This window comes from Lutimonas halocynthiae (assembly GCF_030409835.1).
In the GTDB taxonomy this organism is placed as follows: domain Bacteria; phylum Bacteroidota; class Bacteroidia; order Flavobacteriales; family Flavobacteriaceae; genus Lutimonas; species Lutimonas halocynthiae.
The window spans coordinates 165,982-182,537 of record NZ_JAUFQO010000001.1; the positions used below are offsets into that span (position 1 = coordinate 165,982).

Consider the following 16,556-nt stretch of genomic DNA (forward strand, 5'->3'; position numbering starts at 1 on the left):
GCTGCCTTGATTAAGGTCATCGGATTCTTTGCAAACCTTCATGGTCAAGAATTTGAATTTCATTCTTAAAGGTTTCTATTAGCTTTTCTTCTTTAAAATCAGTCAAAGTTCTAGTAAGTGTTTCTTTTGCAATTCCCAGATAACTGGCAAGATCTGATCTGCTGATGTCAACAGTTTTTTTAAGTCCTACTTTTCCATGCAAATATAAGATAGCATCAGCCGTCTTACTGCGAACCGGGTCGTATACCAAGTGCAGTAAATGATGCTTCACATACTCAAGATCAGCTGAAAGAAGGTCCATGAAATTCAATCCTAACTTGGGATTGGTTTTAATCAGTTCAAATAATTCATGCTTCTGTATCCTGATCAGTGAGGTATCTTTAATCGCCTCGGCATTTTCGGTATATGGTTTATTCTCTAGTAGTGAAGTGAAGCCAAAAAAGCTTTTATCGAAAAAAATCTCCGTGATTAATTCTTTCCCTTCCTGATTCGTTTTAAAAGTTTTTACTTCTCCTTTTAGAATATAAAAAATATGATTACTTATGTTTCCTTCACAATAAATTGTTGTTCCTAGCTTATACTCCATTATCTCCTTATGATGAAAAGCTTTCTCAATTTCATTGATCTGCCACTTCTTGATTACCTCAGATTCCTTTGTTGGATCAGCAGCCAATAAATCACGTCTTTTCAATCTGGATGCTACCGCACTGAGTAATTCTGATTCCTCAAATGGCTTGGTAATATAATCAGAGGCCCCGAGATCCATACCTCTTCTTACGTCATCGTGTTTGGTTTTAGCAGACATAAAAATAACAGGGATTTTTTGCAGTAATTTATTTCTCATTATAATCTGCAATACTCCATAGCCATCCAATTCAGGCATTAATATATCGCAAATTACAAGATCAGGTTTGAAAAAGTTTGCTTTTTCAATACCGACCTTTCCATTTTCTGCTGTGATAACATCATAGTTGGCCAATTGTAATATTTCGGCTGTATTCTCCCTTACAATTTTATCATCCTCGATAATTAATATCTTTTTTTTCATCATAACCTAGTCTTAAACCAATTATCAAAAAACAAGTTTGTTAATTAACTTTATGAACCAATGGAAGTTTAATCGTTACTGTAGTGCCTTTATACTCTTCACTTTTCACCTCTACTGACCCATTAAGTTTCTCCATGTGCTTTTTTACAATATTCAAACCTATTCCAGTTCCCTTGATATGAAGCACATTTTTAGCCCTGTAAAACCTGTCGAAAATAAATTCCTGTGCATCTACTGGAATTCCAATACCCTGGTCTATAATAGCTATTTTCAAATTTTTACTTTTCTCTGTCTTAATTTTGATTGTTGAATCCTTTTCAGAATATTTTATTGCATTATAAAGTACGTTCCGAATAATGATGTCAATTACTTTTCTGTCTTGCATTAATTCAATGGATTCCTGGCAAGTTTCAAGCTCAATTCTTTGTCCCTCTTTGAGAATGATATTTGCATCCTCAATAAGCCTGTTGAGCAATTCACATATCTTGAATCTTGACAACTGGAAAAAATAATTATCGCTTTCAGTTTTTTCGAGAAACAGAAAATCATCAAGTATGCTGTTTAATTGATTTACCAAGGTTTTAATGGTGCGGGTATGCGCATGTATCTTTTCTTTTGAATTGATCTCATTGTACTTATCGATAAGACTTGCCGATGTTAAGATACCGCTCAGTGGTGTCTTAAATTCATGTGAAGCCAATGACATAAATTTGGTTTGCATGGCATTGAGTTCTTTCTCCTTTTCAAATGCTTTTTTCGCACTTTTTTCAGCTAAGATCCTTTCTTTTATTTCCTCCTTTAGCTTCAAATTGGATCTTTCCAGATCAGTCACTACACGAATTAATTGAACAGTTTGTTGCTTAACCTCCTTTTCAAGAATTTTGTTTTTCTCCTTTATTTGAATCTCGCTCTGTTTCCTTGTTCTAATGTCCGAAATAACAGCCTTTGCAAAAAATGCTCCCTCATGGATAAAGTGATTTAAACCTATTTCCAGATCTAGAATTGAACCATTTTTGTGCATGCCAAAAAACTCACGCCCTTTACCTTTTTTATACTTTTTAGGAAATTTTACATAGGTATTGAAATGCTCGAAATGAGCTTTGTGTAGCGACTTTGGAATGAGGAACTCAATTTTTTGACCTATTAATTCCCTTTTTTTATACCCAAAAATCTCTTCTATGGCAGAATTGATCATCACTATTCTACCTTCTTGATTTGCTATACAAATCCCTTCAACAAGAGAGTCAAAACAAATTTTATAAAAAACTTGATCACTTTTTACCATGAGACCCGTTTCTTAAAAATTAAGAATGTAAGTTACGAAAAAAGTGAATTGATTTTAGCTATTTCGCAGGATATGTGCCTATTACATATTGATTCTAAATAAGTGATTCAACTACAGAGAACTGATCTCTTGGCCATTTTTATAGGTTGCTTTATTTACCAATCGACCGTCTTCATCGTAGCTTTCAAATTCACCACTTAAACGACCATCTTTAAAATAACCTTTCCTTTTTAATTTTCCATTCTCATGGAAAATCTGGAAAGGTCCATTTTCTCTGCCTTGAGAATAAAATCCTTTTCTCTTTAATTGCCCATTCTCATGGTACATGCTGAATTCTCCTTCTTTTTCACCATTTTCATACTCCGTTTTAACATAGAGCATCATGTCTTCGTAGTAATTTTCATAAGAGCCGCTGAGCAAGTCATTTGAATACGTAGCACTTTCCTTTAAATCACCATTCTCATAATACCTAACAGAAGGTCCTTCTTTTAATCCATTGCGATAATTGACAATTGATTTGGCTTTACCATTTTCATAATACTTCTTTTGTACGCCATCAAAACTTCCTTCAATATGATTCCCTTCAGCTTCTTTCTGTCCGCTTTTATAAAACATCAGTAAAGCCCCATGGTATTTACCTTCTTTAAAACTAGTTCTAATAGCTAATTGCCCATTATCATAGTACTCTTCGTAGGCCCCATTATACTTGTCATCCTTAAAAGTAGTCTTCCTTTTAAGCTGTCCATTTTCATAATAAAGTTCGTAGGGTCCGTTTTTTTTACCTGCCTTGACAGTGTATTTGAGCTTAGGAAGGACATAATTTTCATACACTATCCCTTCAAATTGAGCATCATTGGCAAAAAGCAGCGTTTTACCATTTACATTCCTTTCTTCTATTTCCGAAATATGTATTTTCTCTTGAGCTTCTAACATCGTAACCCACAAAAACACAAGAAAAAGTATACTAATTTTTTCTTTCATTACATCAAGATTAATTTCACCAAACCGCTCAAAAATAAAGAATTATCCCGAAACATAAAATTGTTATAACAGCTTACTTATTATTTGTTTTAAACAAAATGGCTGAAAATGAGCTTATTGGCACTCATCTGATAGATGTAAAAAAATGTTTTTATTTTCTGAATCTCGAAATTTTAAGTAAATCAATACTTGATTTCGATATAATAACAAGACCCATTAAAAGAATAACACAAACAAAACCCCTTGCAGTAGAGGCGATTAAGCCCAATTCCGGAGCATGAAACTGTATTAAAGCCTCAAATATTAAAAACAACCCTATTATAAAGGTCATACCGATTAAACTCTTGAAAATCTCTTTCATCATTTCTGGTATTAGATTATAAATACAATCCAAATTTATACCTATAATGATGACATTACGCCGACATTCTATGTCTTGTTGACTCAATTCACTACTTTTTCAAAACAAATACTGTTCTCTATTCCTTTATACGGACCATAATTTGAGATTTTTAAATACCCTTTTTTCTCATACAGCGCTATAGCTTCTGGCTGTCTTTTCCCAGTTTCTAACCTACATTTATGGAAACCTAGCTCTCTGGCCCAATTTTCCAATTCAGTCAAGATGATTCCCGCAATACCCTTACCTCTCTGATTGTAAATCACATACATTCTTTTGACTTCAACAGCTTCATCGGTTAATTTCTTTATCGCTCCACAACCTACCGGAATATTATTTTCAATGGCGATTACGGCATGTTTTAAATCGGCTATTGCATTGAATTGATCATAAAAGGAATGATCCTCTCCATCTCTTTCAGCAAGCTCAGCATCTAGTAATCTTACCAATTCTATAAAATCTTTATTACTAGAATCTGTTCTTAATAATTTAATCATCTTACTAATTCATCTTTTGTTCACTCAAGACCCAATTTATAAACTTTTAATGCCCTTTCTCTTGCAAGTTTATGATCTACCATCGGTTCAGGATAATCAAATGTTTCATATTCCGGGATCCATTTTCTTATATAAACGAGTTCTTTATCAAATTTTCTAATCTGTTCACTAGGATTAAATATTCGAAAATAGGGTGCTGCATCGCAACCTGTTCCAGCTGCCCATTGCCAGTTTCCATTGTTAGAAGACAGTTCATAATCCAATAATTTTGAAGCAAAGTAGGCTTCTCCCCAGCGCCAGTCAATCAGCAGATGTTTGCATAAAAATCCGGCGGTTACCATTCTAACTCTATTATGCATATAACCCGTTTCATTCAATTCTCGCATACCTGCGTCTACCATTGGAAAACCTGTTTTACCAGATTTCCATTTTTCAAAATCTTCCTGATCATTTCTCCAAACAACGCCATCGTATTTCGATTTAAAATTCTCAAATACTACTTTTGGGTAATGGAAAAGAATCTGCATAAAAAACTCTCTCCAGATCAATTCACTCAAAAGCACTGGGCTTGATGACATCATTTGGGTAGTGAGTTCCCGGATACTAACTGTTCCAAATCTTAGATGTGGTCCAAGATTTGTACCTCCATCTTTCGAGGGATAATTGCGTTCTAACTCATAGTCAGCAGCAACAGACAAGTCATAATCCTTGACTTTGATTTTACTTTTTGAAAAACCAAGAGATTCAAGGCTAGGAAAAACAGTCTGTTGCGAATGAAATTTCTTAAAATCAATAATTCCATTCGAAGGGATCTCTTGGTATTTTTTTAGCCACTTGTTTTTATATGGCGTAAACATATGATAAGGCAGGCCATTGTCTTTAAGAATTTCCCCTCCCTCGAAAATTACCTGATCCTTAAATTGATGAAAACCTATTGATTTCTGCTTCAATAATTCAGCAACAGCAGTATCTCTTTTAGTAGCATAGGGTTCATAATCCTTATTCACATATACACCCGAAATTGATTCCTCATTTACTAACTCATTCCAAATATCTAATGGGTCTCCTTTTAGAACTAAAAGACCACTTCCATGAGCTTTGAGTGTTTTATCAATTTTAAATAAGCTTTCGTAAATGAATCCTACTCTTGGATCATCTTCTGGCAATTCGTTGATGATTAATTCATCAAATATAAAAATTGGGATGACCTCCTCATTTTCAGCCAATGCCTTTAATAGTCCTGTATTATCGTCTAATCTTAGGTCTCGACGAAACCAAAATACTGCTTTACTCATCGTTTACATTATTACTTGGGAGTAGAAGCAATACGCCTCAACATCCCATTAAAAATAAGGCCATGGAAAGGATATACAGCATACCAGTATAGGCGACCAAGCAAGCCAACAGGCCTGAAAGTTGCTGTTTGAACAAGAGAATTATTTTTTAATCTAAATTCCAACCATGCTTCTCCAGGCAACTTCATTTCGGCAAACAAAAGCAATCTTCCTTCTTTTTTATTAGCATACAAAACCCTCCAAAAATCAACAGCATCACCTGAATTCAATTCTATTTCACTCGTTCTTCCTCTTCTTAGTCCAACGCCGCCAACTAGCTTATCAAGGAACCCTCGAAATTTCCATAACCAATTGCCATAATACCAACCATTTTTCCCCCCTATTCTCCAAATTCTTTCCAATGCAGCATCAAAATCATCATAGGGCATTGCTCTTTGATCTCTAAAACATCCAAAAGACGGAACATTAATAAAATCTGAAATATTCATCTTCATATTCCCGCTACTCAGCGCATCTTTCCAACTCGAAACAATCTCATTACTCTCAATTCTATTAAAAGCCTTTTCCAATGACTCCCTATAGCCTATAGGTTTAATATCCAATATTTTTGCCCAATCATTATTTCTACAAATTACTTCTATTTTCATGCTATTGACCAATGCAATCGCCAAATTATAAGAGGTAGAAGTAACAAAATACAGCCAATATGAAGAAAGTCTAGGCGTCATTACCGGAACAATATAAATATGCCTTTTTAAATTTCTAACACGACCAAATTCAAGCAACATTTCCTTGTAACTTAATATGTCAGACCCTCCGATGTCAAAATCCTTGTTATAGCCTTTTTCATTGAACAAGGTCTTCACCAGAAACTGAACTACATCAGCTACACCAATGGGCTGGCATTTCGTGTCAAGCCATTTTGGCGTTATCATTACCGGTAATTTTTCAACCAGATCTCTGATAATTTCAAAAGAAGCGCTTCCAGAACCTATTATAATTCCTGCCCTTAAAGTGGTCAGCGCATAATTTCCTTTAGACAATTCTTTCTCTACATTCTTTCTGGATGACAAGTGTTTTGATAATCCTTCCGCATTAATAATCCCACTTAAATAAACCACATGTTTTACCTTAGTGGTATTCATCGCTTCCTTAAAATTAAGCGCAGATTCAAGCTCTAATTGCTCATAGTTTTTTGAAGAAGACATAGAATGAACCAGATAATAGGCACCATCTATATTTTCTGGAATATTTGTCATGGTTGATTTGTCCAACAGATCTAATTGTATGATCTCAATCTTTGGTTTTAATGACTCAGGCGGGTTAAATCTCTTTAAGTCTCGCACGCAACAAATCACTTCATGTCCGTTTTCCACCAAAACCGGCAGCAATCTCTTTCCTATATAACCGGTGGCACCTGTCAGAAGTATTCTCATTTCTATTTATTTATTTTTCCGCTTTAAAATCTTTCAACAGATCGCGGATTTCGCGAAGAACTGCTAAGGATTCATCTTTATCATTCGATGAACTTTCTATATTTGGTTTTCTTACAAGTACCTCCCTTTGATCTAAAACTTTTTGTTTAAATTTTTCTGCTTCATTGATGCCAATTAACTTCATATCACTTCCGTGAGGATTACTACTCCCGGCTGTTTCTATTTTTAGTACTCGAAGCTCCAATAAATTCAATATTGGATTTTCAATAAAAGTAAGGTCTTGAATATTCTCAAGTGGTATTGTCTTTTCAACTCTAAAAAAAGCACCCTTACTAAAGATTAAATGTTGTGTAGTTAATTGACATGTTAGGTTCTCATAATATCTTTTGCTATAATATTGACCAAACCCTAATAGCCATACTATCAAAACAGGTATTCCAATAATTGAGATTAAAAGAAAAAATCCAACAACCAACAGGATGTAGGTTTTAATTTTTAAACTAAAAACTGCTTTTTGAATTATTCTTGCTGCTTCCATCCCAAACTTATTCGTCTTGTATTGATTTGTATAAAAATAGTGAAATAATTCCAACGGTTCCTGTAAATAAAAAGCTATTCTTCTTCTATTTAAAAGGGAGAAGCCGATTGGTCTATCGAATCATAAAAAATTTATCTTTGCTTGTAAGAAGCAATTTCAAAACTCATCTCGAATATGAAAAAATTATTTGTCATTTTGTTCTTAAGCATTTGGAGTTGTGCTCCTAATCAACAAGAGAGTTCACAAAAAAAAGATTTAAACCGCTGGCGGGAACAGGCTAAAAATGTAGAAATCATCAGGGATGATTTTGGTGTTCCTCATGTTTATGGAAAATCAGACGCGGATGCGGTATTTGGCTTGCTATACGCACAATGCGAAGATGATTTTAATCGGGTTGAGCAAAACTATATATGGGCAATTGGTCGTTTGGCCGAGATTCAGGGAGAGGAAGCCATCTATAGTGATTTGAGAGCTAGATTATTTATGACCCAGGAAGAAGCTGTTCGCAACTACGAAAAAAGCCCTGAATGGTTACAAAAGTTATGTATCGCCTTTGCTGATGGTATCAATTATTATTTGGCTACACATCCGGAGGTTGAACCCAAACTTTTAAATCATTTTGAACCCTGGATGCCATTCTATTTTAGTGAAGGTTCGATAGGTGGTGATATTGAAAGGGTTTCTACAAAAAAGATGCAAAAATTCTATGAACCTGCCAGTGAGAGCAGGCTTGCCGAAGTTCATGACGGAATGCTGAGGTTAAAATACGGAGATCTTCAAGGATCAAATGGTTTAGCGATTTCAGGCCAACTGACCCAGTCTAAAAACGCGATGTTATTGATCAATCCGCACACATCATTCTTCTTCCGAGGTGAGGTTCATGTGGTCAGTGAAGAAGGGCTTAATGCCTATGGCGCCGTAACATGGGGTCAATTTTTTGTTTACCAGGGTTTTAATGAAACAACCGGATGGATGCATACCTCCACAGGAACTGATATCATTGATGAATTTGAAGAAACAATATTAGAAAGTGCTGATGGCCCACTTTACATATATGGAGATGAAAAGAGAGAGATTGAAAAAGTCGCTGTAACCCTAAACTATTTATCGGAGGAAGGCTCGAAGGAAAAATCCTTTGTCGGATTCAGATCTCATCACGGGCCGATTACGCATGCGAATGAAGATAAATGGGTGGCTACTGCCTTGATGTGGAAACCGATAACTGCTTTACAACAGTCTTTTATAAGAACCAAGCAGCAAAATCATAAAAGTTTTAAGGAGATGATGGACCTGCGAACCAATTCTTCTAACAATACTGTTTTTGCCGATGCAGAAGGGAATATTGCTTATTATCATGGTAATTTTATTCCTAAAAGAAATCTCAATGTAGATTATACAAAACCTGTAGATGGCAGTGACCCTGATACTGACTGGAAAGGATTACATGAGGTAGAAGAAAATATTCTTATTGTCAATCCTGATAATGGATGGATACAAAATTGCAATTCCACTCCTTTCAGCGCAGCTGGTATAAATAGCCCTAAACGTGACGATTATCCTAGTTATATGACTTCTTTTCCTGAGAACTATAGAGGTATTCATGCCATCGCATTGTTGGAACAGGCCCGAGACCTGACATTAGACAAGCTAATTGATTTGGCATATGACCCCTATTTACCTGGAGCGGAAGCATTGATCAAAGGTCTTTTAGAAGCCGGGAAATTAACAGATAATTTAAATGCAAAGCAAAAAGCCGTTTTAGAGATGCTGGGTTCATGGAATTTTAGAGTTGATGAAAATTCTATCCCAATGACCTTAACGCAGTATTATCTGAATACCTATTTGAATTCTGGTAAGGTGCAATATAACAGGAAGGGGTTTATCAAAATGATAAGTTATATGGCCAGTGAGTCGTCACCTCAAGAACGCTTAGACATTCTCTCTAAGGCTATAGATCAACTTGAAACAGATTTTGGAAAGTGGCAAACACCTTGGGGTGAATATAACAGATACCAAAGAATCAATGGTGATATCGTTCAGAAATTTAATGATAGTCTTTCGAGCCTTCCAATAGGTATGGCGAGTGGCTATTGGGGTGCTTTGGCATCATTTGGCACCAGGAAAGGAGAAAATACCAAACGTATTTACGGTGTTGGCGGCAACAGTTTCGTTGCAGTTGTTGAATTTGGAGATAGAGTCAGCGCCAAGACCTTGTTAGCCGGGGGGCAAAGCGGTGATCCAGAATCTGTCCATTTTGACGACCAGGCTGAGCGTTATGCCAAGGGCCAATTTAAAACGGTTGCTTTTTATAAAGAAGATGTCCTCAAAAGAGGAGTTAACACCTACCATCCTGGAGAAATTATAAAATAAATAATCCTATTGAAAAAAATAGCCATCCTATATCAAGCTGGCCCTGCTCCAACAATGGAGGGCGTTACGAAACCCATGAAACAAGGAGGTTATTCAGATAGTGGGGCTGATCTTGCCTTTGCCTTGTCAAAATCAGAAAAAATGGTCGTAACCCCGATAAATACACCACGAGAAAATGTGGATTTGGATTGGGTGTTTCCGGATACAGAAGATGGTATCAACTCAGCCCTCGATCAAAAAGTCGAAATTCTTTGGTTAAATACGGTGCTATACGCTGATCATCCCATCCAGAAATTTAAAAATAAAGGGCTTGAAATAATAGGTCAGGATGCTGAGATGGTTGAGATATATGATAATAAATGGACCACTAATCAATTGCTAAGTAAAAACAACATTCCCATTCCTGAAGCTTTTATAATTCACAAAGACACTACAAATCTTAGCAAGATCCCATTCTCATTTCCTTTAATCCTTAAACCGATAAGAGGCAGAGGTAGTCAAGGCGTAACATTTATTGAAGGGGAAAAAGAACTTAAATCAGGGCTGGAAAATTTGTTTGAATCAAAACTATTTGGAACTTCCGTTTATGCCGAATCTTACTTATCAGGAAATGAAATTACCGTCACTATAATGCCTCCAGGCAGCTACAATTTGAACGGTAAAAAGCAATTATTAAAAAAACATTGGTGTCTCCCACCTGTTTTACGTTATAACCATCAAAATGGTATTGCGCCCTATAGCGGGAATGTCGCAGTCATTCATAATTCAAAGGTTTTATCAGCCAAAGAGCGAAAGGAATCTAATATTCAGAAAGTGTTATCTCAATGTGCACAAGCTGCCTCCATTTTAAAGGTGAAAGCGCCAATAAGAATCGATTGTAGGGCAAATCAAGCTGGCGCATATTATTTATTTGATCTCAACCTAAAACCTAATATGACTGGTAACATCAGAATAGGCAGGAAAGATCAAAACAGTCTAAGTGCTCTAGCTGCATCGGCTATGGGCTGGTCTTACACTGATTTGATCATGAATATTTTTGATCAAAAATGGTCGTTTTAACTTGAGCTTATTATTCCCAGTCCTGGTTTTCTAAAACAAAAATTTTATCAACCTCTGTCTCAAAAATATTGGCAAGTTTAAGTGCCAAAACTGTTGATGGTACATACTTACCCAATTCCATAGCGTTGATGGTTTGCCTGCTTACTTTGGCCAATTTTGCAAGTTCTGCCTGCGTTATATTCTTTTTGGCCCGTTCTACTTTTATACTATTCTTCATGGCTCATGTTTTTATTTAAAGTTCTCACTTGCCAGTTGAACCTAATTATAAAGAAAAGAAGGATGGTAAACATGTTGCAGATCATTACCCAAAAAAACGAAATACCAAATACAAATAGCATTGAAAACAAAAGGACAGCATAGTTTGCATAAGTGGCCCACACCAAAGAATCCAGCCTGATTTTTTCTATCAATTCATCTTCTTGCTTTTCCTTTGAAAAAGCAACCATTAAAAAACAAATGATAAGTGCAACACCAATGATCTCATTGAGAATATTATTTTCAGTCAATCCAAACATAAATTTTTCTCCAAAGATTTCATCTACAAATAATGCAGGCACTTCAAAATCTAAAAATTCTGGTTCAACATCAAAATTAATGATAAACCAGCCAGCGATCATTAACGGTATGAGTAACATAAGCCCTATTCGCTTGTAAGGGTGTGGAAATAAGTAATTCAGTTTCATCTTTTTATTATTTAGAATATTCAAATGTAAGAAATATTTATCATAATGTAAAGAATATTTTACATTATGTAATAAATTTAAGACTTTTGGTTTTTAAAATTGTCTGCAACTTTTTACCGAATTCCTTCCTGAAACCTTAACTTTGCTCAGATTTGAAGTCTTAAACTATCTATAAAATGATGCGAAAAACGCTGACTTATTTTTTAACCTTATTTCTTGTAATAGCTTGTAGCACTGTACCTATTACTGAAAGAAAGCGTGTTAACATCGTAGACGATGCCGAAATTCTGCCTGCAAGTTTTGCCCAATATGATACTTTTTTAAAAGAAAATAAGTTGTCGACGAACAAAGAAAAGACTCAGGAAATTCGAGAGATTGGTCAAAGAATTTCAAAATCTGTTGATCGCTTTATGCGAGCCAACGGCATGATCGAAGAAGCAAATCAGTATAAATGGGAATTTAATCTTGTTGAAGATGAGCAAATGAATGCCTGGTGTCTTCCTGGTGGTAAGGTGGTTTTTTATACTGGGATTTTACCTGTTTGTGCCAATGAAGATGGAATTGCAGCGGTCATGGGCCATGAAATTGCGCATGCCTTTGCTAAGCACGGCCAAGAAAGAATGACCAGTTCTTATGGACAACAATTGGGAGGAGTCGCAGTTGCCTTAGGTACTTCAGGGCAAGACTATGAAACACAAGTGCTTTGGAATAGTATTTATGGAATCAGTTCTCAGGTAGGAATGCTTGCCTATAGCAGAACACATGAAAAAGAAGCTGATAAACTGGGTATGGTCTTTATGATCATGGCCGGTTATGACCCAGAAGAATCCATAGATTTATGGAAAAGAATGAAAGCTGATTCTAAAGGAGGTGCTCCACCAGAATTTTTAAGCACCCACCCTTCTCATGATACGAGAATCGCCGATTTACAAAGATACCTTCCTGTGGCAAGAATGAATGCCAGAGAATATGGAATTGATGAATAAATCTAGTAGCTTACTATTTGACTCTCTTAAATCGAAATAGCCTTAAGATCCAATTTGGCAGGGGGTGATTTCCTCTTTTTCTAAAATCGATATACCAGCCAAGTTTTTTTATCAATGGAATCTTATGTGTTTCAACGAATTCTATTAATGTCCCTTCTGGAGCTTGTATATAAGCAAAATTTCCTGCCGCATCACCCATATCAAAGGTATCCATTGCCCTGGCGCTATCAACAGTAAACGGAAATCCATTGGCCTCAGCCTTTTTTCTTAAGCCATCCATATCATTAATATCATAACACAAATGGATAAAACCTGGATCGCCCCAGATTCGACCTTCGTATATCTTTTTGGGCTCTCTGTCTTTCACTTGAACCAACTCAATTTCAGATTTTCCAAAGAGCGTACTAAAAGCGCCGTTCTTAACATCTGTATGACGTAATAATACCCTTCTAAATTCTTGCTCTCCTCCTGGAATTTTTGCAAAATCATCAAAAACTTCGGTCTCGTCATAAACCACCTCATCAAAGCCTAAGATGTCTCTATAAACAACTAGGCTCTCCTCAATATTGTTTACGCCAATAACAGTTCCAAAAACGCCACCATTGACTGAATTCTCTTTTTTAAACACTACTGGGTGTTCCTTCACTTCCCATAGATTATCATAAACATCTTTTAAATAGAAATGTTTAACATTAGCAGGTGTTGTAGAAATTTTACCCAGCAAATTCAATCCAGATTCTTTATATTTCTGATAAGCAGCGTCAATATTATCGGTTTTTAAAATCCCGATATTTATTCCCAAATCTCCAAGCAGAATTGGTGTGGTGATTTTAGCCGGTTTTTTATCGGTATGCTGCCAGATTTCAAATCCTCCACCGCCTTCCATATTTAAGGCTAAAATTGCATGTCTAGCTCTTGACTTCCCTTCTGTATGTTTAAGCATTAGTTCAGCCACGGCTTCTTCGTCGAACATCAGAATATCCATAGAAAAGTGCTCTCGATACCATTTCCAGGCCTCATGCACATCTTCTACTCCCACTCCCAATTGTTGAATTCCGTTAATTTTCATGTCAATTATACCTTTTTAGCTTTAATTAGAGGGGCTCAACCTTAGTTGACAAATAATAATACAATCTAGGAAAAAACCTCCGTATATGAACCATTATTAATTCACTTCCTCCTACTAATATTTCTTTTTTTTCCTTTTCTAATCGCTTTACAATTATCCCTGCGGCTTTTTCAGCCGACATTCCTTTATCCTGTCCTGCATCCATTTTGTTATGCGCATTTCCATCCTTATCTAAGGCGTTCACAGAAATATTTGTCTTTATCCGACCAGGAATAATCATTGATACCAACACACTATTTGAAACATTTTCAGCTCTTAAGCTTTCAAAAAAACCATGTAAAGCGTGCTTTGAAGCGGCGTATGACGAACGATAAGGAAATCCAAATTTTCCAACAATACTGCTCGTTACTCCAATCTGACCACCACCATTACTAATCATAACAGGCAGGACTCTTTTAGTCAGCTCAATGGTTCCAAAAAAATTCACTTCAAAAATTTTTCGATCAACAGAGATGGCTGTATCACTGACATAAGACCGTTGGCTTATTCCTCCGAAATGATATAAGCCATCAATATTGGTTTCATTTTCTAATACCCTATTTGCCGCTTTCTCAATAGATAAGGCATTCCCTAAATCAAAAGGTATTACAGAGGTGGTACTTCCGTTATTTTCACAGATAATTGCAACTTTCTCTAAGTCTTCCTTTTTTCTTGACGAAAGAATTAAATGGCATCTCTTTAAAGACAGTTCAATGGCAACAGCCCTTCCTATTCCTGAAGAGGCTCCTGTAATCCATAAAGTTTTTCCAGTAATTTGCATACAAGTCTTTTCAGAAAGCGACGAAGATAGCAGTAAAATTCTATTTTGCTAAATTTGTTTAGGAAAGAAAAAAGAATATTTCTACGCGTCTCATATTAACGAGTAAATCCATTTAAACTTAATAAAACTATACGAGCCTTTATTTTATTAGCCTTGTTGAATACCGCTATTTCTTAAAAATTGTTTTTCCTTCTTTTATGGTTTCAAGTACTGTAATATCTCTAATTTCCATCGGCTCAACCTTTAAAGGATTATGGTCTAAAATAACCAAATCCGCTAATTTCCCTTTAGCCAATGAACCTTTTATGTCTTCTTCAAAATACTGATAAGCTGCATTTGAAGTAATTGCTTGTAAGGCCTGATATGCCGTTACTCTTTCTTCAGCACCAATGATTTCACCATTTCTTGACACCCTATTTACAGCGGTCCATACTACCATCATTTGGTCAATAGGTGCTACATTAAAATCGGTATGGTTTGTTGGTTTTAACCCTTTTTCAATAGCTGTTTTCATTGGACTAATAAACGAAGCTTGTTCTAATCCTCTGTTTTTAATGTGGGCATCCGCAAAGAAGAAGGTATGCTCAGTGTAAAGCGATGGAATCATTTTGTATGCTACAAATTTATCAAGTTGGTCTAGGCGAACAAATTGCGAATGAATAATTGTGGTTCTTCGTTCTTGAGACAGGTTGTCGCTAGCGGCAAATTCATGTGCTTTAATACACATATCTATAGCCCCGTCTCCATTGGCATGAAAAGTAGATTGTAATCCCTTGTCATATATGTTTTTCAGCATTTGATTAACCTCCTCTTGTGAAAAAGTTGATTCTCCCAGCCAGTTTTCCTCTCCACTTGGGCCTCCAGTTAAATATGGAGTTGTGAATAATGCGGTTCTTCCCTGTGGGGAGCCATCTATTGTTATTTTTATACCACCTAATTTAAAGTGCTTATTGTATTTGCCGAAATCTTCAGCTTTATATATTTTAAAAATGGTATCAAATTCAGTTATAAACGGATAGGAAACAACATCAATAAATAAGGCATTATTATCTGCTCCTTTTTGAATAATTTCAACATCACCTATGTGAGAAGCCCCTTCTTGGGCTGTTGTAATTCCTGCGGATGCATAAATCATTTGACCATCTTTAAGTTGCTGAACCAATTGTTGGTCTGTTGGTTTGGGTAAGTTGGCGAAAATAGGTAAAAACGCGGTTTCCATAATGAGACCGTAGGGTTCATTTGTTCCTGGTTTTCTGACAATGATTCCACCTGGTGGTGTCTTTGTTTCAGATGAAATACCGAAATACTCCATAGCTTTTGAATTCAAAACAGCTCCATGCAATGATACGTGAAATACCATAACAGGATTATTTGGAAATGCTTCGTCCAAGGAGTCACGATTTAACAACTTACCCTCTGGCATAACCGTGTCATCATAGCCATAACCCATCATCAGTTTGCCCTCTGGAATATTTTTTTCCGTTTTTAGATTTGATAAAGCCTTAATCACCCCTGTCACATCATCAGCCTCACCAACAGGTGATGGCGAGCAGTTGGCTTGAGAACTCATGCCCAAAGAGTTTATAAAATGACTATGCGGGTCAATAAAGCTTGGCATTAAAGTGTTTCCCTTTAAGTCAATCATTTTATGGCCTTGCCCAGCTACAGTCATTGCTTCATCTGATGAGCCTACAAAAACAATACGCCCATCATTTATAACAAGTGCCTCAGCATACTGAGCTGTGTCACCTTCCATGGTAAGAATATCACCTCCAAAATACACTGTAGCATTGTTTTCTATTTCTTTTTTATTAGTTTCCTTGCAGGAGAATAAAAAAACAATCCCCAAAATTAGTAGTATACTTTTCTTTATTATCATCTATCTATTTTTATATGATTGCGAATGGTTTCAGCTCTAAGCAATTCTTTGACCTATTTAGGCCTCAATTTCATTTGCTGTAAATACAGTAGCATGTCTTATTAAAAACACTTTAAGCCTTAAAGATAATTAAATCTATTGGCATTGCTATCAGCAAACATGCAAGTATCATGATAAGTACTGAAGGAAAGAATCATATTAAGCCCAATA

Annotated in this window: 16 protein-coding genes; 3 read left to right on the forward strand and 13 right to left on the reverse strand. The window is 35.9% G+C overall.

Going from position 1 to position 16,556, the window contains the following annotated elements:
• Positions 1-16: 16 nt before the first annotated feature.
• The 8 genes from QWY87_RS00730 to QWY87_RS00765 form a co-directional block, all read right to left on the reverse strand.
• A complete protein-coding gene (locus QWY87_RS00730; protein WP_290287393.1) occupies positions 17-1,048 on the reverse strand; it encodes a response regulator in 1,032 nt (343 codons plus the stop codon).
• 40 nt (positions 1,049-1,088) lie between these two features.
• On the reverse strand, positions 1,089-2,333 hold the full coding sequence (locus QWY87_RS00735; protein ID WP_290287395.1) for a PAS domain-containing sensor histidine kinase: 1,245 nt from the start codon (positions 2,331-2,333) through the stop codon (positions 1,089-1,091).
• Between the two features lie 111 nt (positions 2,334-2,444).
• Positions 2,445-3,314 (reverse strand): toxin-antitoxin system YwqK family antitoxin, encoded by an 870-nt coding sequence (locus QWY87_RS00740; protein WP_290287397.1) that lies wholly within the window; start codon positions 3,312-3,314, stop codon positions 2,445-2,447.
• Between the two features lie 151 nt (positions 3,315-3,465).
• Positions 3,466-3,675, reverse strand: coding sequence for a hypothetical protein (locus QWY87_RS00745; protein WP_290287398.1), 210 nt, complete (start codon positions 3,673-3,675; stop codon positions 3,466-3,468).
• 83 nt (positions 3,676-3,758) lie between these two features.
• A complete protein-coding gene (locus QWY87_RS00750) occupies positions 3,759-4,211 on the reverse strand; it encodes a GNAT family N-acetyltransferase (protein WP_290287399.1) in 453 nt (150 codons plus the stop codon).
• 20 nt (positions 4,212-4,231) lie between these two features.
• A complete protein-coding gene (locus tag QWY87_RS00755; protein ID WP_290287400.1) occupies positions 4,232-5,506 on the reverse strand; it encodes a cryptochrome/photolyase family protein in 1,275 nt (424 codons plus the stop codon).
• Between the two features lie 11 nt (positions 5,507-5,517).
• The gene (locus QWY87_RS00760; protein ID WP_290287401.1) at positions 5,518-6,942 is read right to left on the reverse strand and encodes an SDR family oxidoreductase; all 1,425 of its coding nucleotides are present in this window, start codon (positions 6,940-6,942) and stop codon (positions 5,518-5,520) included.
• Between the two features lie 10 nt (positions 6,943-6,952).
• Entirely contained in the window at positions 6,953-7,480 is a 528-nt protein-coding gene (locus tag QWY87_RS00765) for a PH domain-containing protein (RefSeq protein WP_290287402.1), read from the reverse strand.
• Positions 7,481-7,654: 174 nt separating this feature from the next.
• On the opposite strand from QWY87_RS00765, the gene QWY87_RS00770 reads away from it, so the two are divergent.
• Together QWY87_RS00770 and QWY87_RS00775 are read left to right on the forward strand one after the other, a co-directional pair.
• Complete coding sequence (locus QWY87_RS00770; RefSeq protein WP_290287404.1) at positions 7,655-9,850, forward strand: penicillin acylase family protein; 2,196 nt, start codon at positions 7,655-7,657, stop codon at positions 9,848-9,850.
• A gap of 9 nt (positions 9,851-9,859) precedes the next feature.
• Positions 9,860-10,909: an ATP-grasp domain-containing protein gene (locus QWY87_RS00775; protein ID WP_290287406.1), complete on the forward strand. Its 1,050-nt coding sequence runs from the start codon at positions 9,860-9,862 to the stop codon at positions 10,907-10,909.
• 10 nt (positions 10,910-10,919) lie between these two features.
• Here QWY87_RS00775 and QWY87_RS00780 read toward each other — a convergent pair whose 3' ends face one another.
• Together QWY87_RS00780 and QWY87_RS00785 are read right to left on the reverse strand one after the other, a co-directional pair.
• On the reverse strand, positions 10,920-11,126 hold the full coding sequence (locus tag QWY87_RS00780) for a helix-turn-helix transcriptional regulator (protein WP_290287408.1): 207 nt from the start codon (positions 11,124-11,126) through the stop codon (positions 10,920-10,922).
• The gene (locus QWY87_RS00785) at positions 11,116-11,592 is read right to left on the reverse strand and encodes a hypothetical protein (RefSeq protein WP_290287410.1); all 477 of its coding nucleotides are present in this window, start codon (positions 11,590-11,592) and stop codon (positions 11,116-11,118) included. Before QWY87_RS00785 ends, QWY87_RS00780 begins: the two co-directional genes overlap by 11 nt.
• Before the next feature lie 176 nt (positions 11,593-11,768).
• Between QWY87_RS00785 and QWY87_RS00790 the strand changes: the two genes are divergently transcribed.
• Positions 11,769-12,578: a M48 family metallopeptidase gene (locus tag QWY87_RS00790; RefSeq protein WP_353959141.1), complete on the forward strand. Its 810-nt coding sequence runs from the start codon at positions 11,769-11,771 to the stop codon at positions 12,576-12,578.
• A gap of 13 nt (positions 12,579-12,591) precedes the next feature.
• On the opposite strand, the gene QWY87_RS00795 is transcribed toward QWY87_RS00790, so the two are convergent.
• From QWY87_RS00795 to QWY87_RS00805, 3 genes are all read right to left on the reverse strand, one after another.
• The gene (locus QWY87_RS00795) at positions 12,592-13,647 is read right to left on the reverse strand and encodes a VOC family protein (protein ID WP_290287412.1); all 1,056 of its coding nucleotides are present in this window, start codon (positions 13,645-13,647) and stop codon (positions 12,592-12,594) included.
• Positions 13,648-13,672: 25 nt separating this feature from the next.
• Positions 13,673-14,467: an SDR family NAD(P)-dependent oxidoreductase gene (locus QWY87_RS00800; RefSeq protein ID WP_290287413.1), complete on the reverse strand. Its 795-nt coding sequence runs from the start codon at positions 14,465-14,467 to the stop codon at positions 13,673-13,675.
• Positions 14,468-14,633: 166 nt separating this feature from the next.
• Entirely contained in the window at positions 14,634-16,346 is a 1,713-nt protein-coding gene (locus tag QWY87_RS00805) for an amidohydrolase (protein ID WP_290287415.1), read from the reverse strand.
• Positions 16,347-16,556 lie beyond the last annotated feature (210 nt).